Raw genomic sequence first — 18,502 nt, 5'->3', positions numbered from 1 at the left:
TGGTCAGCCACGCCGCAGCAGGAACCGCTGGATCTTGCCGCTCGGCGTCTTCGGCAGCGCGTCGACGAAGTGGACGGCACGCGGGTAGGCGTGGCGCGAGTACGTGTCCCGCACGAGGTCCTGCAGCTCGCGCGCCAGCCCGTCGCGCGCCTCCGGCGGGGCACCGGTGACGACGAACGCCTCGACGATCTCCCCGCGGATGCCCTCGGGGTCCGGTCTGCCGACCACGGCGACATCGGTGACCGCGGGGTGCGTGATCAGCACGCTCTCGACGTCGAACGGACCGATGCGGTAGCCGGAGGCGAGGATGACGTCGTCGTCGCGGGCGGTGAAGAAGAAGTACCCGTCCTCGTCGACGCGGCCGGTGTCGCCGGTCAGGTACCACCGCCCGGCCTCGGTGAAGCGCTCGGCCGTTTTCTCCGGTGCGTCCTGGTAGCCGCCGAACCAGAACAGCGGGCTCGCGGACGCGTCGACCGCGATCTGGCCGTCCACCACCCCGGCGACGAAGCCGGGCAGCGGATGCCCCATCGAGCCCGCCCGGATCGGCCGCACGACGTCGTCGTGCCAGTGGTTGCCGATGACCATGCCCAGCTCGGTCTGGCCGTAGTGGTCCCCGATCGGGACCCCGAACGTCGACTCACCCCACGCCACGACGTCCGGGGTGAGCGGCTCGCCGGCGGACGAGGCGCGGCGCAGCGGGATCGGTCCGGCCGCCGCCTTGCTCATCGCCCGGTACATCGTGGGGGCACCGGCGAAGTTGGTCACGCCGAACCGCTGCATCACCGCGGCCGTCGACTCCGGGGTGAACGCCCCGCGGAACAGCAGGTTGGCCCGCCCGCCGACCATCGGCGCGACGATGCCGTAGTAGAGCCCGTAGGCCCAGCCCGGGTCCGCCGCGTTCCAGTAGACGTCCTCGGCCCGCACGTCGAGCCCGTGGTGCAGGTAGCTGTGGAAGGCGGCGAGCGCCCGTACGGGGACGACGACGCCCTTCGGCTTCCCGGTCGTGCCGCTGGTGTAGAGCTGCAGGAAGGCGCCGTCGCCGCCGACGGTCTCGGACGCGGTCAACGGCGCGCTGTCACTGACGAGCCGGTCGAAGCCCGCGCCGGTCTCGAGCACGTCGACACCGTCCAGCGCGGCGAGCTTCGCCCGCTGCTCCGGCTCGGTCACGACCAGCCGCACACCGGCGCTCTCGACCCGCAACCGGATCGCGCCCTCGGCGAAGGCCGTGAACAGCGGCACGTGCACCGCACCCAGCCGCCACAGCGCGAGCAGCGTGACGACGAGCTCGGGGCGCTTGGACAGCAGGACCGCCACCCGGTCGGAACGCTGCACTCCCCGGTCGGCGAGCGCGGTGGCGAGGCGTCGGGACCGGTCGGCGAGCTCGCCGTAGGTCATCGTCGACCCGGCCAGGTCCGCGTCCACGAACCGGAACGCGACGGCGTCCGGCTCGTGGCGGTCGCACAGCAGGGTGGCGAGGTTCGCGTCGGGTGCGCCGTACTCGCTCAGCCAGCGCTCGACGGTGTCATCGACGTCCGGCACGGGACTCCTCCCCACGTCGCAGAGGAACGACATCGACCCCCTGCGTAACAGTCTGGCGGGTCTCCCCCAGTCCCGTCCCGCTGAGGCTCACCACGTCCCCCGGCTGCAGCCAGCACGTGAACTCCCCCAGCTCGGGGGTGTCGACGTGTTCGAGCAGGCAACCGCCAGGAACGGTGCCGGACCCGATCACGGATCCGGGTGGGAGGTCCGTCCCGCGCGAGACGTACGCGAGCAGCTCACCGAAGGTCCAGTCCATCCGGTCGAGCGTTCCGCTGGTCAGCTCCGCACCGTTGACCGTCGCGGACAGCTCCAGCACCAGGCGCCCGTCCTGGCGGTACGGCTCCAGCTCGTCGACGGTGACCAGCGCCGGTCCGAGCGTGATGGCGCCGTCCTTGCTCTTGGCCATCCCGATGCCCTGGGCCATGTCGACGAGCTGGTGGTCGCGCGCGGTCCAGTCGTTGTAGAGCGTGAAGCCGGCGATGTGCTCCTCGGCACGGTCGGGGTGCAGGTCGCGGCCACCGCGGCCGATCACGGCGCCGAGCTCCAGCTCGAGGTCGAACATCGCGGAACCCGGCGAGATCGGGACGTCGTCGTACGGGCCGACGATCGCGTCCGCGTTGGCGAAGTAGAAGGCCGGGTTCTGCGACCACACCTCGGCCAGCTGGACGTCCCGGCCGAGCGCTCGGTAGCACCCGCGCAGGTGGTCGAGGAAGCACAGCCCGTCCCGCACCGACGGCGGCCTGCGCAGCGGGGCGAGCAGCCGGACCTCCGCCACGCTGCGGACCTCCGCGGGGGCGCGCCTGGCGTCCTCCCCCGCCTCGGCGAGACCGCCGCTCGCCAGCAGCCCCTCCAGCGTCGTGCCCGCGGCGAGCCCGCGGACGGACTCGCCGTCGAGCACGCCGGTGCGGACACCGTCTCCCGTCTCGTAGGTCACCCACTTCACGACATGGCTCCTTCGAGCCCGGGCCGGCCGGCCGCGGGGTCGCCGGCCGTCGAGAACCCGTGGGTCGGGCGGGCCCCGCGGCCGAGGTAGGTGGGGATGCGCAGTACGACGACGGAGGCGACGACCGTCAGGCCGCACGCGACCAGCACCACGTACATCGGCGCCGCGACGCCGACGCCCGCGACCAGCCACACCAGGATCAGGTTGAGGAAGCCGCCGAGCACCGCGATGACGATGTTGTAGGGCAGCGAGAACCCGGTCTGGCGCACCTCGGTCGGGAAGATGGCCGAGACCATGCCGGGCGTGGCGGCCGCGATCCCGCCGGCCGTCACCGCAGCGGGCAGCTGGATCCACACGGCGAGCCCGGAACCCGGAGGCAGGGTGGGGATGACCACCAGCAGCAGCACCGTGGTGGCCGCGGTCGAGAGACCCGCGCCGAGCAGCATCCGGCTCCAGCCGTACCGGTCGGCGACGTAGCCCCAGGCCGGCATGAACGCCATCGCGCCCGCGATCGAGACCAGGCTCGCGACCAGCGACGTCGTCGAGGAGTGGCGGAGGACGGTCTGCAGGTAGGTCGGCCAGAAGTTGAAGTAGGTGATGTTCACGAGCGTCAGTGCGACGGCGAGGAGCACCGCGTACGCGACGGCACGGCGATGCGTGCCGAGCACCTCGCGGATCGGAGCGGCCGGCCGCCTGCCCTGCTCGATCGTCTCGCGGACGAACGCCGGCGTCTCGTCGATCGTGCGGCGCAGGTAGATGGCCACGACCCCGAGCAACCCGCCGGCGAGGAACGGGAGCCGCCACGCGAGCGAGGGCGCGTCCGGGGTCAGGTGCGTCGCCACGAGCCCGGCCCCGAACGCCGCCCCGGCACCGAGCAGGAACCCGCTGTACGCCGTCATCTGCTGGAACGCGCCCGCCCGCGCGACGCGGTCCGCCCGGGCGTGCTCGGTGACGAAGACCGCGGCCGCGGGGATCTCCCCGCCGACCGCGCAGCCCTGCGCGACCCGCAGCAGCAACAGCAGCACCGGCGCGAGCAAACCGACCTGGTCGTAGGTCGGCAGCAGCCCGATGCCCAGCGTGGCCACCGACATGACGACCACGGTCATGATGAACAGCCGCTTCCGCCCGACCCGGTCGGCCACCCTGGCGATGAGGATCCCGGCGACCGGCCTGATCAGGAGCCCGGTGGAGTAGATGGCGAAGGTCTGGACCAGCCGCATCGTCGGCGACATGTCCGCCGGGAAGAAGGCCTGCCCGATCGAGGTCGCCACGTAGAGGTAGACGACGAAGTCGTAGTACTCGAGCGCGGCGCCCAAGGAGCCCAGGCGGATGTTCCGCCTCGCCGCCCTCTCGGCCTCGACCGATGATGATTGCGTCATTGCAGGCATCCTTCGTGGAGGTTCAGTCGTCGAAGTCGACGGAGGCGTAGGTCCAGTTCACTGCCGTCAGCAGGTGGTCGTGGGACTCCTGCACCCGGCGCCGGACCGCGTCGAGGTCGACGCCGACGAGGCGCCCGTCCCACTTGACGATCCGGCCGTTCACCACCACGGTGGTGACGGACTCCACCCCGGCGCCCTGCACGACCGTGGCCAGCACGTTGTTCCGGGGGAAGAGGTGGGGCGCCGCCGTGTCGACGAGGATGACGTCGGCCTTCTTGCCCGGGGTGAGGGAGCCGGCGACGTCTCCCACGCCGCAGTTGTTCGCACCCTGCTGGGTGGCGGACTGCACGATCTCCCGCAGGGTCGCCGAGGTGCTGCCGGAGCGGTGCTGGTCGACCCGCTGCACCAGGTGGAGCGCACGCATCTCGGCGAACATGTCGATCGCGAACGTCATCGGGTTGTCGTTGCTCAGACCCGGCCGCAGCCCCTGCTCGACCCATTCGCCGTACGGGATCCGGCCGTACCGGAACTGCGACTCGATGCGGGGGCACACATTCACGTGCGCCCCGTTCTCGATCACGATCTGGCGCTGCTCGCGGGAGAGGAAGTTCGCGTGGTTGATCGCCTCCCGCCCGTCGAGCCATCCGTCCGCGTACAGCCGGGCGAGGTCCTGCTGCTCGATCCCGCTGTCGAAGGAGAACCACAGATCGAGTTCCTTGCGGACGGGCAGGAGGTCGGTGAGGTCGTCGAAGCCGGCAGCGAAGAGGCGCATCGAGCACAGGCCGTCGCCACCGAAGTACCGGGCCCGCAGCCGCCGCGCATCGGCCGGGAACGTGTTCGCCCAGCTGCCCGCGCGCGGCGCGCCGACGGCGTGCACACCCCGCACGCCGGACGCGAGCAGCGCCTCGACCCCGGCGTCGGAGTGCTCCGGCGAGCGGGCGTTGTGCATGTTGTCGACGACGGTGGTGATCCCACCGTTGAGCGCGGCCAGCAGGGTGTTCAGGGTCCCGGCGTAGATGTCCTCCGGCCGGCACGCCGGCGCGAACGCGCGGTGGGCGGCGTACATGTAGCTGCGGCCCGACACCGGGGCACCGCCGATCGCGTCCTCCGTGGTCTGCGGGATGTTCTCCGGGATGATCCGACCGAGCGAGCCCTCCCAGCAGTGGATGTGCGGATCGCAGAAGCCCGGCATGACGATGTGGTCACGCGCGTCGACGACGACCGCCTCAGGCGCGGAGATCGAGGCGCCGACCTCGGCGATCCGGTCCCCCACGATCAGCACGTCGCCGACCGCGAAGTCGCCCACGGCATCGTCCATCGACAGCACCGACCCGCCGCGCAGGAGGATCTGCTGGGTCTCCTCCACCGGCTCACGCGCGGTGTGCCGTTCGAGGAGCGCCTCCAGACGCCGCTCGCGCACGTCCCCGTCAGCACTCATCGGTCCCTCCCACGATCCGGAGCGGCACGTCGACCCGCAGGGACAGCAGGACCGAGTCGCGGGTGTGCGCGCGCTCGCTCTTCAGGTAGCTCGGCGAGACTGCCAGGAACAGCGTGCGACCGTCGGGCCCGCCGAGGGTGACGTCGTACACCTGGCCGTCGACGGCCACCTCGTCGAGCACCTTGCCGCCCTCGCCGACCCGCAACGCCCGGTGGTGGGTGGCGTCGGCTACCCAGATCGCGCCCTCCGCGTCCGGTTCCGCGAGGCCGTCCGGCGCGACGTCCACCCCGTTCAGCTTCGCGAGGGCATCGACTCCCGGCGGCTCGTCGCCGAACTCCGCCCACACCCGCCGACCGGTGAGGGTGCCGTCGCCCGCAACGTCGAAGGCCGCCATCCGGCCCGCGAAGGTCTCCGCGACGACGAGGAGGTGCCCGTCGCAGACCGTGCCGTTCGGGCACGCCAGCCCCGTCGCCACCACCGAGGCGCTGCCGTCGGGGGCGACCCGGACCAGCGGCGCGGGCTCGTACGGCGCGCCGTGGGTCAGGTCGAAGCCGAAGCAGCCGACCCAGCACGTCCCCGACGGGTCGACCGCCATGTCGTTGATCTCGCCCACCGCCAGTGCACGCAGATCGGCGTGGGTGACCAGGGTGCCGTCGGGCTCCCGGCGCACGATGCGGTTGTCGAGCATCGACGCGACCAGCAGCCGCCCGTCGGGCAGGAAGCCCAGGCCCGACGGCTGCCCCTCGACGGTGGCCTCGACCCGCGCGTCGGTCCCGTCGGCACGGACGCTCAGCACCTCGCCCGCGTAGCAGTCGGACACCCACACGCGGCCTGCTCGCCACCGCGACCCCTCGAGGAAGGACCGCCCGTCCAGAACGACGTCGAACTGGTTCATGGTCGTCCTCAGCTCGCGTCGTCGGTGAGCACGATCTCCATCGCGTCCAGCCACGAGAGGTCGGCGAGGTCGGGCCGGAGCTCGGCGTACACCGCGCGGATCGACTGGAACGCCCGCGACGCGTGCGGCCACAGGCGGTACTCGCCGGGGTCGAAGCTGCGGTAGGCCTGCTCCAGGGACGTACCGGCCTCGACGCACCGGCCCGCGTGGTCGAGCAGCCGGGAGAGGTAGTTGCGCGCCTCGCGGACGCCCGAGGGGCCGGCGACCGGGCCGTGGCCGGGCACGACGACGGCGGGGTCGAGCGCCAGGATGACGTCGCAGGCCGCGATGTAGCGGGAGACCGGACCCGCCCACACGATGGGCGTGGAGCGGTGGAAGAGGATGTCGCCTGCGTAGACGACGCCGGCTTCCGGGACGTGCACGATCGCGTCGCCCCCGGTGTGGGCCGGACCCACCGCGCGCAGCTCCACCTCGCCGTCCCCGACCTTGAGCGTGTGCGCGCCGTCGAAGGTCTCGGTCGGGTACACCGGCCGCCAGCCCGCGTAGTCGTAGATCGACGCGCGCCACCGCGACCAGCGGCGCAGCGCGCTGCCCTCGGCGCCGACGTCGGCGAGCCGGCGGGGATCGACCCGCAGCGTCCGCATGCCGTCCGCGGCAGCGGTGGTCGCGACGATCCGGGCGTCCTCGAAGACCATGTTCCCGAACCAGTGGTCGCCGTCCTCGTGGGTGTTGACGACGGTCGTGACCGAGTCGGGGCCGCCGAGGTCGACTGCCGCGGCACGGACGGCACGGGCCCGCGGGACGTCGTTCTGGGTGTCGATGACGAGCAGCTCGTCACCGATCCGCACGATGCCCGAGTTGCTCAGGCCCCAGCTGCCGGGCGGTTCGAACCACGCCCAGCAGTTCGGCGCCACCTCGTGCAGCCCACGTGAGAAGGGCGCGGATGCCATGGGGTCTCCTGTCCGTGATCCTCTGCGGTGAGGGGTGGAACCGGGGGTCACCCCCACTTGCCGCCTGTGCCGGGCTCGAAGTAGTGGCCCTGGGCCAGGTCGTCGAGCAGGCCCGGCTCGCGCGGCGCCCAGCCCGTCAGCTCGCGGGTGATCGCGCTGGAGGCCGGGCCGTCGATGCCGAGGAACATCCCCAGGAAGCCGAAGTGCTCGTCGACGTGCTCGGCCGGGACCGAACGCGTCGGGACGTCGAGGTGGCGTCCGACGGCCTCGGCGATCTCACGCACCGAGATGGCCTCGTCGGCGACGGCGTGCAGCACGGATCCCGCCGGCGCCACCTCGATGGCCAGCCGGAGCAGCCGCGCGGCGTCGCGGACGTGCACCGCCGTCCAGCGCGCCGACCCGTCGCCCGCGTATCCGGAGAACCCGTGCTTGCGGGCCAGCTCGACGAGGGTGGCCACGAACCCGCGGTCGCCCTCGCCGTGGACGGTCGGCGACAGGCGCACCACCGACGACCGCAGCCCGCGCTCGGTGAGGGCGAGGGCGGCGGCGGTCGGCGGCAGCCGAGCCTCGCCCACTCCGCCCGGGGTGGCCGAGTCGCGCTCCGTGGCCGGGATCCCCTTCTGCCCGTGCCCGAGCATGCCCGCGGCCACCGCGATGGCACCACCGGACGGCAGCCCCGCCCCCAGTGCCTCGATCGCGGCGACGTCCGACGCGACGGCCTCGGCGAAGCGGCCGGCGAAGGCGATGTCGTGCCGGAAGGCGAGGTGCACGACGGCGTCGGCCGACGCGGCCGCCGCGCGCAGCAGGTCGAGGTCCTCGACCGACCCGCGGACGACCTCCGCGCCGAGCGCCTCGACGGCGACCGCCGATGCGTCCGACCGGGCCAGCCCGGTGACCGTGTGCCCCGCTCCGACGAGCTCGGGCACGACCGCCGAGCCGATCCATCCCGACGCACCGGTGACGAGCACGCGCATACAACACCTCCAGCTTCGCTGTCGAACGGCCCTGAGACGAGTGGAAAGCCGCCGACCGGCGCTGCGGGACGCATTTCGCCGTATTCGATCGACGTCCCCGATTCCGCCAAGCCACCAGGTGAGGACCGCTGCAGCCACCGTAACTACAGCCGCGCGCGCGACCCAAATGCCGATTCGGCATAGTCGGTATTCCCGGCAAGAATACGAATTCTCACCGTCCCAACGCAGGCTTTGCGGTCACCGTCAGGAAGTGAAATCGGCCGTGACCCCGCCGAGGTTCGCGAACTCGGCGCGCACCGACATTCCTCCGGCCACCGGAACGGACGCGTGGAGCGCGCCGGCGAGCACGAGATCACCGGGCCGCAGTGAGACTCCGAACTCGCCCAACTTGTCGGCGAGCCAGACGAGCCCGCGAATCGGGTTCCCCAGCACGGCGGCTCCGGCTGCCGTCGACACGACCTCGCCGTCGATGGTGAGGACCATCCCGATGGTGCGGAGATCGACGTCCGCGATCGGCGTCACGACTCCACCGCGAACGACCTTCGCGCACGACGCGTTGTCGGCGATCGTGTCGGTCAAGCCGATCTTCCACGCAGTGATGCGGCTGTCGATCACCTCGATGACAGGAAGCGCGCCCGCGATCGCTTCGAGCGCGTCGGCTTCCGTAACGCCTGGTCCGCGCAGTTCGCGTTCCATGACGAAGGCCACTTCCGCCTCGACCCGCGGCTGGATCAGACCCGATACGGGGATCGATCGGCCGTCGTCCACGAGCATGTCGGCGAAGAGGACCCCGTAGTCGGGCTCGTCGACGCCGAGTTGTTCCTGCATGGCCACGGAGGTCAGGCCGACCTTCTGACCGACGATGACACCGCCGTCCCGGAGGCGGCGGGAGACGTTCAGCTGCTGGATCCGGTAGGCGTCCGCGACGCTCAACCCCGGGACCTGCTCCGACAGCGGCGGGATGGTGCAGCGGGTCAGCTCCGCATGGCGAAGTTGCGCGGCAAGGGCCTCGATGCTCGGGAACTCCCCGCCTCGCTGTACGGGGGCGCCGAGCGGCGATTCGATCGGCTCATCCTGCGCCACCCACTCCTTGAGGCGACGCACCAGCTCGGAGGGGTCGTCACCGACCGGGGTCACCTGGAGGTTGGTCACGCCCGATTCACGGAAGGCCTCGATCCGTTCCTTGACGTACGACGCCGGGCCGACGAGGTTGACCCGTTCCAGCAGCTCGAGCGGTACGGCGGCCGCGGCCTCCTGCTTCTTGCCGTCGAGGTAGAGCTCCTGGATCCGCCGGGCCTCGTCCTCGAAGCCGTACCGACGAACGAGGTCGTTGTAGAAGTTCGTGCCGCGACCGCCCATGCCGCCGATGTAGAGGGCGAACATCGGACGGACGAGGTCGAGGGCACCCTTCACGTCTTCCCCGATGGCCACCACGCCACCGGCCACGATCTCCAGCGGGGCGAGATCCGCGGAGCGCGCGGCCGCGCCGGCGGCGAGCGCGTCGCCCCACACCCGAGCGGCGTCCTCGGGCGAGTAGAGGAAGGACAGCCAGCCGTCGGCGTACGCCGCGGCGCCCTCGACCGACTTCGGGCCCAGTGCGGCGAGGTAGATCGGGACCGCGGGACGCGGCGGCCTGCTCACCAGCTTGAGCGGCCTGCCGAGGTGCCCGGGGAGCGGCACCTGGAAGGACGGGCCGTCGTGCTCGACCGGCTCACGGCGCAGGGCGGCGCGCATGATCTCCACGACCTCCTCGGTCCGACCGACGGGCCGGGCGAAGGGCACGCCGTGCCAGCTCTCGACGACCTGCGGTCCGGAGGCACCCAGGCCGATGACGGCGCGGCCGCCGGAGACGCTGTCGAGGCCCGCTGCGGTCTGAGCGAGCAGGGTCGGCGTGCGGGAGTAGACGTTGAGGATCGCCGATCCGATCTCGACGGTCGAGGTGCGCGCCGCGAGGTAGCCCATCAGCGTCGGGGCGTCGAAGCCGTAGCCCTCCCCGACCCACACCATGTCGAGCCCGGCGGCCTCGAAGGCAGCGACCTGCTCGGCGAGCGCCCGCGGATCGCCGCCGTGGGTGAGCATGGTCGACAGCCTCACGACCGGGCGCCCGTCGGCGCGGGAGCCGCGGGAGCCGCGGGAGCCGCGGAGTCGAAGCTGGCGCCCAGCCCGACGCCGGCGCCTCCGTCGACCGGGGTCACCGTGCCGGTCACGAACCTCGCGCCCGGTGAGACCAGCGTCGCGACGATGTCCGCGAACTCCCGCGGTGCGCCGATGCGTCCCATCGGCACCGTGCTCCCCAGCCGCTCCCTGGACAGCTCGGGCTGACGCTCGATGGTCTTGGCGAGCAGCGGAGTGTCGAAGTAGCCGGCCAGCAGCGTGTTGACGCTGATGTTCTGCGCACCGACCTCGAGCGCGAGGGTCTGCGCGTAGCCGATCACCGCCGACCACACCGTCGTCGGCGCGGCCATGCCGACCGCGGGACGCCGGGCGACCGCCGACACGACGTTGAGGATGCTGCCGCCCTCGGCCGTCATGTGCGGCAGCGTGGCGCGCACGGACCTGACGACGTAGAAGAAGTGCCGTTCGAAGGCCTGCAGCCAGACCTCGTCGGTGAGCTCGGAGATCCGCCGGATCGGCGGTCCGCCGTCGTTGGTCACCAGCACGTGGACGGCGTCCCCGAACCGCTCCAGCGTCGAGGCGGTCACCCGCTCCAGGTCCGCGGCGCTCGAGCAGTCGGCGGCCAGGCCGAGGACCCGCTCCTCGCCGTAGGACTCGGCGAGCTGCCGCTCCGCTGCGGCGACCTTCTCCGCGCGCCGCGCGAAGAAGGCGACGTGGGCGCCCTCGGCCAGGAGGCGCTCGGCGATCGCGAAGCCGAGCCCGTCGCTACCGCCACCGACGATGGCGACCTTGCCGGTCAGTCCCAGGTCCATCACGCCACCCCGATCTCGGCGAGGAAGGCCTCGGCATTGCCCGTGAAGACGTCGTCGAGGACGTCGGCGGGATAGCCCTGCTCGCGCCACTCGGCGACCAGCCGCTCGTGGCTGAGCATCGGGTAGTCGGCGCCGAAGAAGACCCGCTTGCGCAGCCGCTTCCCGATCTCGCGCTTGAGCTCGTCGGGGAAGTAGCGCGGGGACCAGCCGTGCAGCTCCATCCAGACGTTCCCCTTGTGCAGGGCCGTCGCGATCATCTCCGACTGCCAGGGCCAGGCCACCCGGCCCGCGATCACGTTGAGGTCGGGGTGGCGCGCGGCCACCCGATCGACGTAGCGCGGGTGGCTGCCCTCCAGGGTGATGCCCATGCCGCCGCGCGTGCCGGCGCCGGTCGCCGACATCCCGACGTGCACCAGGACGGGACGGCCGGCCTCGCGACACAGGTTCAGGCAGGCCTCCCAGCCCGGCTCGTCCGGCGTGCCGGCCGGTGTGAACGCGTGCACCGCCAGTCCGATCAGCCCGGGCCCGTCGCTGAGGCAGCGCTCCAGCTCCTTGACGTGGGCCGGCTGCGTGGGATCGATGCCGATCCAGTGACCGAGGACGACGTCGGGGTGCCGGCGCGCGAAGTCGAAGGCGTAGTCGTGCTGCTCCCGGACGGCGCCGACCTCCAACCTGTAGGTGAAGGCGAAGTCCAGCATCACCCGGGCGTTCGCCGTGCGGAACTGCTCGGCCTGCTCCTCGTCGCTGACGAAGCTCATGCCCCACTTGAAGTAGCCCCGCAGTGCTTCGCGGTCGGCCGCGGTCTCGTACGGACTGCCTCGCCAGCCTCGTTCGGTGCCCCAGTGGGAGTGGAAGTCGATCAGGCGGGGGGTCGGGTCTGTGCTCAACGCTGTTCCTCGATGCTGCGGGTCTGATGGATCTGATGGGTCAGTGGACGTTGCGCGTCGAGTCGCGCCAGTAGGGAGCCCGCAGTGCCTTCTTGTCGACCTTTCCGACAGCGGTCTGGGGCAGCGAGTCGACGACCACGACCTGCTTGGGCGCGTACATCGCCCCTTTCACCTGCTTGACGAAGGCCTGGAGCGCGGGCCCGTCGATCTCATGCCCCGAGCGGGCCACCACGAACGCGGCGACGATCTCGCCCCACCGCTCGTCGGGTACGCCGATGACCGCGGCCGAGCTCACCGACGGATGACCGGTCAGGGCCGCCTCGACCTCGCTGGCGTAGATGTTGAAGCCGCCGGAGATGATCATGTCCTTCTTGCGGTCCACGATGTGGAGCAGGCCCTCGTCGTCCTGGCGGGCGAGGTCGCCGGTGTGGAGCCAGCCGTCCTCGAGTGCCTCGTCGGTCTGCTCGGGCAGGTTCCGGTAGCCGAGCATGACGCCGCGGTTGCGCATGACGATCTCGCCGACCTCGCCCACGGGCACGTCGCGGCCGCCGTCGTCGACCAGCCGGATGCGGTTACCGAGGACCGGCCGGCCGCAGGACCCGAGCCGCGCGAGGTCAGCCGTCTCGTGCGCGGCCTTGGGCAGCACGGTCCCGACGCCGGTCGACTCGGTCTGGCCGTAGATCTGGCAGAAGACCGGCCCGATGCGCTCGCGCGCCTCGGCCAGTCGCACCGGCGACATCGGCCCGGTGGCGTACCAGAACACCTCGAGGCTCGACAGGTCCCTGGTCTCCGGCCGGGCGTGGTCGAGCAGCGCGTAGATCATCGTCGGCATCCCGATGAGGCAGTTGATGCGCTCCGCTTCGATGACGTCGAAGAAGCGGCCGGGGTCGAAGCCCTGCTCGACGACGACCGTCCCACCCCGCAGCAGGGTCGGGACGACGCTGAGCACGGTGGCGTGGGTGAGCGGCGCCGCAGCCAGGTAGCGCGGCAGGAGCGGCATCTCGAAGTCCACCAGGTGCGAGAGCGCCACCTGCACCATCGCCCGGTGCGGCAGCATCACGCCCTTGGGCCGACCGGTCGTGCCGCCGGTGTACTGCAGCCACGCGACGTCGGACTCGGTGGCGGGCCCGGCATCGAGCGCTCGTGCGGCGTAGGACTCGCCCTCGGGCAGGCCCCCGCCGGTCGGCACCACCAGCAGATGGCGCAACGAGTCGACCTGGTCGAGGACCTGCCGGCCGTGCTCCTCGAGAGACGCCGACACCACGAGCACGGCTGCCTCGGCGTCCTCGCAGACCGCGATGTGGTCCTGCACCGAGGCGAGGGCCTGGAGTCCCGTGAAGCGCCCGCCGAGGAGGTACGTCGCAGCCTGCACGATCCAGGACTCGGGCATGTTCGGGCTGAGCATGGTGACGCCCACCCCCAGGCCGACGCCGCGCCGACCGAGCGCCCCCATGTACTGCGACACCAGGTCCCGCACCTGGGCGTAGGTCAGTCGCCGGTCGCCCGCGACGAACGCCTCCGACGAGCTGTGCCGCGTCAGCGAATGGACGATGAGGTCGCTCAGCGTCGCACCGGCCGCGGCCGCCGACGCCGGCGAGGAGCTCTGGGTGGTGGTGGAGGGAGTCACCCGTCCAGCGTGGGTTCACCCACCATCGGGCTGCCTCCGATGTTCCGCCAGGAACTACGGCTACCCCGCCAACCTCTCACCCGGGGGAGCTGCGGGAGGACCGGGCCGACGAGCGATAGCGGCCGGGTGTCTGACCGACCAGCTCGGTGAAGGCGTCGATGAAGCTGCTGGGGTTCGACCAGCCCAGCCGGATCGCCGTGTCGGTGACCGAGGCACCGTCGCTGAGCTCGATCAGCGCCCGTTGGGTGCGCAGCAGGGTGCGCCACTGGTGGAAGCTCATCGACAGCTCGCTGCCGAACAGTCGGCTCAGGGTGCGTTCGCTGGCGCCGGTGCGGTGGCCCAGCTCTGCCAGGGTCGCCGGGCTCGCCGGGTCCAGGTGGAGCAGGTCGGTGACCGCCTTGAGACGCCGGTCGCTCGGCTCCGGCAGGCGCAGCGGCTCCGGTGCGGCGCGGGCGAGCTCGGCGAGCACGACGTCGATCAGCAGCCGCGCACGGGGGCTCTCCAGCGGCTCGCCGTCGTTCATCAGCGCCAGATAGGCCTCGCGCAGCAACGCGCTCGCCACGAAGACCGACGGCTCGGCGGGCAGCGCTCCGGTCAGCGTCACGGGCAGCGACAGCACCCGGATGTCCGTCTCGCCGTACGCCTTGCTGCTGTGCACCGCGAAGGGCGGCACCCACATGATCCGACTGGCCGGCGCCACCCAGGTGCCCACCTGGGTCGCAGTGACCAGGGCCCCACGCGCGGCGTAGCGGAGCTGGCCGTAGTCGTGGAAGTGCGGGGCCACGTCGGCGCCATGGGCCAGCTGCGCCGACAACGGCGCGTCGTCGGTGCAGAAGCTCGGCTCGCCGCTGAGGTCGGGCACGCGGTCGAGGCTACCCGCCGCTGGCGGGTTTTCGGAAGAACCTGGCGCGATACCGGTGGCGCGCCCGGCGCCGCAGACCGCATCGTGGAGCCATGACGACCGGCACGATCGCAGTCTTCGGCGCGACGGGGCAACAGGGCGGGGCGGTGGTCGACGCGCTGCTGGACCACCAGGCGCCGGTCCGGGCCCTGGTCCGCAACCCGCAGTCCGTCCGGGCTCGGGCGCTGGCCGCCCGCGGCGTCGAGTTGGCGACCATCCGTACCGACGACCCGGCGTCGCTGGCCACCGCGCTGACGGCCGTCGAGGCGTTCTCCTTCATGACCCCGGAGGCGAACACCCTCGACGAGGTCCAGACGGAGATCCGCATCGGCACCGCGCTCGTCGACGCAGCGGTCGCGGCACGCGTCCCGCACGTCGTGTTCCACTCGGTCTTCGGCGCGGACCGGGAGTCGGGTGTGCCGCACCACGACTCGAAGCACTCGATCGAGGAGCACCTGAGGAAGTCCGGCCCCAGGGCCACGATGGTGCGCCCGGCCCCCTTCATGGAGGTGATGGCCCCGAGCCTGGAGCACGGAGAGCTCGTGCTGAGGCTGCCGCTTCCGGAGGACGTCGCCGTCAAGATGATCTCGGTCAGGGACGTCGGCCGGGTCGCCGCCGCGCTCCTGCTCGACACCGCGGAGGCACCCGGCGGAGCCGTCGAGCTCGTCGGCGACGAGTTGACGGGCCCGCAGATCGCCGCGGCGTTCGGCGCGCGCGCCGGGCTCCCGGCACGCTACGAGGCCCTCCCGTTGAGCGCGCTTCCCAGCGACCTCGACAGGGCGATGTTCCGCCAGTTCGCGAAGGCGGCGGAACACCCGTCGGATCTCGCGGCGGTGCGGGCGATCGAGCCGGCCACCCTCGACCTGGCCGAGTGGATCCGATCCACCGGCTGGACCCCGCCCACGGACGTGGCTGGTTCCTGAGCCTCGGTCGTGCCCACCGTCTCGGCGCTCTGGGCACGGCCGTCACCGGGATGCCCTTGTGCTCACACACCGACCGGTCTCGTCACCGTGGACGTTCGGCCCTGGTCCGCACACGCCCTGCGGAGCAGACTCCCCTGACCTACGCAGGAGAGGACGGACCCGTGGACGGAGTGCAGCGATGGACGGTCGTGATCGACATCCGCCGCGTCGAGAGCATCACCCACGCCGAGGCGCACCTGCACCAGCGCGACGCCGACCACCTCACGGGTCAGGGCACCGTCATCGGGGAGATGACCGACGAACGGGCACCGCGCATCGGCGAGGCCTTGGCGACCGCCCGTGCGCTGACCGACCTGGCCGAGCACCTGCGACGGACCGCCACCGAGCACGCGGCCGGACCGGTCCGGCCGCTGCGGTGACACTCCTGCAGCGGCCCGGGACGATCGTGCTCGCACTCGACGCCGGATCGGCGCCCGCGACCGTTATGGCCGGCCGTGACCCGGGACAGGACCATGTCCTGCCCCGGGCAGTGCCCGGGTCAGACCGGGCCGGCGGAGAACCGTTCGCCGTCGAACTCGTCGACCCGGACGTCGACGACGGCGCCGAGCTCGACCCGACCAGGACGCATCAGCCCTGGCACGCCGGTCGAGGTCTCGACGAGCACGCCGAACGGCAGCACCTTGGTGACGCGCACGGCGATGACATCGCCTTCATGGATCGGGGTGGTCACGAACCTCACCCCCTCTCGATCATCAGGTGAGCCGGGGGGAGAGCGGCTGCGCGGCTCGCGTTCCTCCTAGGGTCTCGTGCGAGTGGGCGCGCCGCCGGCACTGCCCGGCATCACGCCGACGAGTGTAGGTGCTCGACCGGGCCGCGAACTGCCGGACGCCGTGCTCGGCCAGCCAGGTATCGAAGTCCATCAGGCCGGGGTGCTCGGAGCTGTCCGCAGCCCGGCTGCGACGATCGAGCCGATCCGAAGAACGCGCCGTGGGCGAGCGAGGCTGCGACCTTGCGGCCGGGGGCGACGATGCGGCCCGCGAGCAGCATCCGCTTGCGTGCGACGCAGGTGCCGGGCTTGTCTTGTGTCAGCGGCGGGTGTGGGCGGCGGCGATCAGCTCGTCCGACAGCTGCTGGAGACGGCGGCGCGCGTGCGGGTCGTAGGCCTGGTCGTTGGCCCGGTCCTCGCGTTCTCCGTTGAAGTAGCGTCCCGTCAGCCGCGATGCCGCGCCGGTGATCAGCCGCAGTGTCGCGTCGCTGCCCTGCGTGACGGTGCTGCGCGGAGCGGTGCCGGCCTCGTGCACCATCGTCGTGTCCATGAACGAGGCCGGGTGCAGGGAGTTGACCGTGACCTCGCCGCGTAGTTCGTCGGCCAGGTCGAAGCCGGACATGATCTGTGCGAGCTTGCTGCGCCGGTAGGCCGTGACCCCGTCGTAGTGGCGTTCGAGCATCGGGTCGGCGAAGTCGATGGGGTGCTGGCCGGCCGAGGCCACGTTCACGATCCTGGCGGCGGTCGAGGATCGCAGCAGCGGCAGCAGCAACCGGGTGAGCCGGTACCCGGCCAGGTGGTTGACCGCGAACCGCAGTTCGACACCGTCGGCGCTGAGTCGTCTCGCCGCGCCCGGTCGGCCGAACCCGACACCGGCGTTGTTGACCAGCACGTCCAGCCGGTCGACGTGCCGGGCGACGTCGTCGGCGAGCCGGTCGACCTGACCCAGCTCGGCCAGGTCGGCGAGCAGGACGACGGGATCGGGGCCGCCGGCGGCCAGGATCTGTGACCGCACGAGCCCGGCGCGCCGGCCGTCGCGTCCATGCACGAGGACACGTGCGCCCGCCCCGCCCAACCGCACGGCGAGGTGCCGGCCGAGACCGTCGGTCGACCCGGTGATCAGGACTGTCTCGCCGTTCATCCCGTCCCTACTTCCGGGTCAGCACGAGACCGATGTCGGCACCCATGCCCTTGCCGAAGGCGAGCTGGATGAGCAGTTCGATGACCGGCTCCAGGTATCGGGCGTTGGCCAACGGGCCGACGTCCACGGCGTCGAAACCGAGCTGCGCACCCAGTTCGACGACGGTCTTCCTGGCAGCGTCGTCGTCGCCGGCCACCGGCAGGAACAGCGTGCCGCCGTCGGTGTCGGGCGCGCCGAGCCGGCCGGCGAACACGCTGTTGAACGCCTTCACCACGGTCGCACCGGGCAGCGCGGCGGCGACCTGCTCCCCGCCCGAGGTGGTGTGGCCGACGGTCAGCGACATGAAGTCCGCGGCCAGCGGGTTCGTCGCGTCGACCACGATCTTTCCGGTCAGCGCCGCCTTGACCGCTTCGTCGAGGCCGGCCACCGCGGCGAAGGGCACGGCCAGCACGACGAGCTCGGCGGCGCTGACCTGCGCAGCGACCTCGGCCACCGGGGTGGCGGTGTTGGCGGTGGTCACGTCATGGCCGGTTTCGGTGAGGCGCCGAGCCAGCACCGAGCCGACGTTGCCGGCGCCGATGACGCTGATCCTCATCTGGTTCTCCTCCAGGACGAACATGTGGTTCCAATTGGAACTACCGGCGCCGAACCTACAGATGGTTCCAATTGGAATCAAGCCGTATGGTGTACGTCGTGAGCGAGACCCGGTGGCTGAACGAGACCGAGATGCGTGCCTGGTCCGGCTTCCTGGAGACCTACGAGCTCCTGGACCGGCACGTGGACCGGCAGCTACGCCAGGAAGGTGGGCTCACCAAGGTTCAGTACGAGGTCCTGCACCACCTCGACGAGAGCCCGACCGGGCACCTGTGCATGTCCGACCTGGCCGAGCGGATGATCTGCTCCCGCAACGGCCTGACCTACCAGGCCACCCAACTGGAGAAGGCCGGCCTGCTCCGGCGCGAGGCCAACCCCGCCGACGAGCGCGGCGTCCTCGCCGTCATCACCGACGAAGGACGCCGAATCCTCCACCGAGCCGCGCCCGGACACGTGAACACGGTGCGAGAGGGCCTGATCGACCTGCTCACAGACGACCAGATCACCCAACTCGCCACGATCATGGACATCACCCGCCGCCACCTCCGCGGCCTCGTGCAGCTCCCCCCACCACGCAGACGCGTCACAGGCACGACACGCTGACCTGCGGCGACACCG

General features: G+C 71.7%; 18 protein-coding genes. 3 read left to right on the top strand and 15 right to left on the bottom strand.

The features are described from left to right. Positions 1–3: 3 nt before the first annotated feature. The 12 genes from ACQEVB_RS13925 to ACQEVB_RS13870 all read right to left on the bottom strand — a co-directional run bounded on the left by ACQEVB_RS13925 (position 4) and on the right by ACQEVB_RS13870 (position 14,421). Positions 4–1,539, bottom strand: a complete 1,536-nt coding sequence (locus tag ACQEVB_RS13925) for an AMP-binding protein (RefSeq protein WP_432970129.1) — start codon at positions 1,537–1,539, stop codon at positions 4–6. Continuing rightward, entirely contained in the window at positions 1,523–2,482 is a 960-nt protein-coding gene (locus ACQEVB_RS13920) for a fumarylacetoacetate hydrolase family protein (protein WP_432970126.1), read from the bottom strand. The genes ACQEVB_RS13925 and ACQEVB_RS13920 overlap by 17 nt, the downstream gene beginning before the upstream one ends. Continuing rightward, positions 2,479–3,861, bottom strand: coding sequence for an MFS transporter (locus ACQEVB_RS13915; RefSeq protein ID WP_432970123.1), 1,383 nt, complete (start codon positions 3,859–3,861; stop codon positions 2,479–2,481). Before ACQEVB_RS13915 ends, ACQEVB_RS13920 begins: the two co-directional genes overlap by 4 nt. 22 nt (positions 3,862–3,883) lie before the next feature. Beyond that, positions 3,884–5,299, bottom strand: coding sequence for an amidohydrolase family protein (locus ACQEVB_RS13910; RefSeq protein ID WP_432970120.1), 1,416 nt, complete (start codon positions 5,297–5,299; stop codon positions 3,884–3,886). After that, a complete protein-coding gene (locus tag ACQEVB_RS13905; RefSeq protein WP_432970117.1) occupies positions 5,289–6,194 on the bottom strand; it encodes an SMP-30/gluconolactonase/LRE family protein in 906 nt (301 codons plus the stop codon). Before ACQEVB_RS13905 ends, ACQEVB_RS13910 begins: the two co-directional genes overlap by 11 nt. Positions 6,195–6,202: 8 nt before the next feature. After that, positions 6,203–7,144, bottom strand: coding sequence for an MBL fold metallo-hydrolase (locus ACQEVB_RS13900; protein WP_432970114.1), 942 nt, complete (start codon positions 7,142–7,144; stop codon positions 6,203–6,205). A gap of 47 nt (positions 7,145–7,191) precedes the next feature. Continuing rightward, positions 7,192–8,118 (bottom strand): SDR family oxidoreductase, encoded by a 927-nt coding sequence (locus ACQEVB_RS13895; RefSeq protein WP_432970111.1) that lies wholly within the window; start codon positions 8,116–8,118, stop codon positions 7,192–7,194. Positions 8,119–8,361: 243 nt separating this feature from the next. Beyond that, positions 8,362–10,197, bottom strand: coding sequence for an LLM class F420-dependent oxidoreductase (locus ACQEVB_RS13890; protein WP_432970108.1), 1,836 nt, complete (start codon positions 10,195–10,197; stop codon positions 8,362–8,364). An 11-nt stretch (positions 10,198–10,208) separates the two neighbouring features. Continuing rightward, positions 10,209–11,045, bottom strand: a complete 837-nt coding sequence (locus tag ACQEVB_RS13885; RefSeq protein ID WP_432970101.1) for an SDR family oxidoreductase — start codon at positions 11,043–11,045, stop codon at positions 10,209–10,211. Then, entirely contained in the window at positions 11,045–11,932 is an 888-nt protein-coding gene (locus ACQEVB_RS13880) for an amidohydrolase family protein (RefSeq protein WP_432970098.1), read from the bottom strand. The genes ACQEVB_RS13885 and ACQEVB_RS13880 overlap by 1 nt, the downstream gene beginning before the upstream one ends. A gap of 40 nt (positions 11,933–11,972) precedes the next feature. Then, a complete protein-coding gene (locus ACQEVB_RS13875; RefSeq protein ID WP_432970095.1) occupies positions 11,973–13,559 on the bottom strand; it encodes an AMP-binding protein in 1,587 nt (528 codons plus the stop codon). 76 nt (positions 13,560–13,635) lie between these two features. Beyond that, a complete protein-coding gene (locus ACQEVB_RS13870) occupies positions 13,636–14,421 on the bottom strand; it encodes an AraC family transcriptional regulator (protein ID WP_432970092.1) in 786 nt (261 codons plus the stop codon). A 92-nt stretch (positions 14,422–14,513) separates the two neighbouring features. Between ACQEVB_RS13870 and ACQEVB_RS13865 the strand changes: the two genes are divergently transcribed. Together ACQEVB_RS13865 and ACQEVB_RS13860 are read left to right on the top strand one after the other, a co-directional pair. Further along, the gene (locus tag ACQEVB_RS13865) at positions 14,514–15,383 is read left to right on the top strand and encodes an NmrA/HSCARG family protein (RefSeq protein ID WP_432970089.1); all 870 of its coding nucleotides are present in this window, start codon (positions 14,514–14,516) and stop codon (positions 15,381–15,383) included. Between the two features lie 161 nt (positions 15,384–15,544). Beyond that, the gene (locus tag ACQEVB_RS13860) at positions 15,545–15,802 is read left to right on the top strand and encodes a dsRBD fold-containing protein (RefSeq protein ID WP_432970086.1); all 258 of its coding nucleotides are present in this window, start codon (positions 15,545–15,547) and stop codon (positions 15,800–15,802) included. Positions 15,803–15,921: 119 nt separating this feature from the next. Here the strand turns inward: ACQEVB_RS13860 and ACQEVB_RS13855 are convergent, their stop codons facing one another. The 3 genes from ACQEVB_RS13855 to ACQEVB_RS13845 all read right to left on the bottom strand — a co-directional run bounded on the left by ACQEVB_RS13855 (position 15,922) and on the right by ACQEVB_RS13845 (position 17,885). Then, positions 15,922–16,113 (bottom strand): hypothetical protein, encoded by a 192-nt coding sequence (locus ACQEVB_RS13855; protein WP_432970083.1) that lies wholly within the window; start codon positions 16,111–16,113, stop codon positions 15,922–15,924. 355 nt (positions 16,114–16,468) lie between these two features. Continuing rightward, positions 16,469–17,290 (bottom strand): SDR family NAD(P)-dependent oxidoreductase, encoded by an 822-nt coding sequence (locus ACQEVB_RS13850; RefSeq protein WP_432970080.1) that lies wholly within the window; start codon positions 17,288–17,290, stop codon positions 16,469–16,471. A 7-nt stretch (positions 17,291–17,297) separates the two neighbouring features. Continuing rightward, a complete protein-coding gene (locus ACQEVB_RS13845) occupies positions 17,298–17,885 on the bottom strand; it encodes an NADPH-dependent F420 reductase (protein ID WP_432970077.1) in 588 nt (195 codons plus the stop codon). A 98-nt stretch (positions 17,886–17,983) separates the two neighbouring features. On the opposite strand from ACQEVB_RS13845, the gene ACQEVB_RS13840 reads away from it, so the two are divergent. After that, on the top strand, positions 17,984–18,487 hold the full coding sequence (locus ACQEVB_RS13840; protein ID WP_432970074.1) for a MarR family winged helix-turn-helix transcriptional regulator: 504 nt from the start codon (positions 17,984–17,986) through the stop codon (positions 18,485–18,487). Positions 18,488–18,502: the final 15 nt, after the last annotated feature.

It is taken from the genome of Pseudonocardia sp. CA-107938 (genome assembly GCF_050936315.1).
Classification (GTDB): Bacteria; Actinomycetota; Actinomycetes; order Mycobacteriales; family Pseudonocardiaceae; genus Pseudonocardia.
This window is presented reverse-complemented; position numbering and strand designations above follow the sequence as displayed.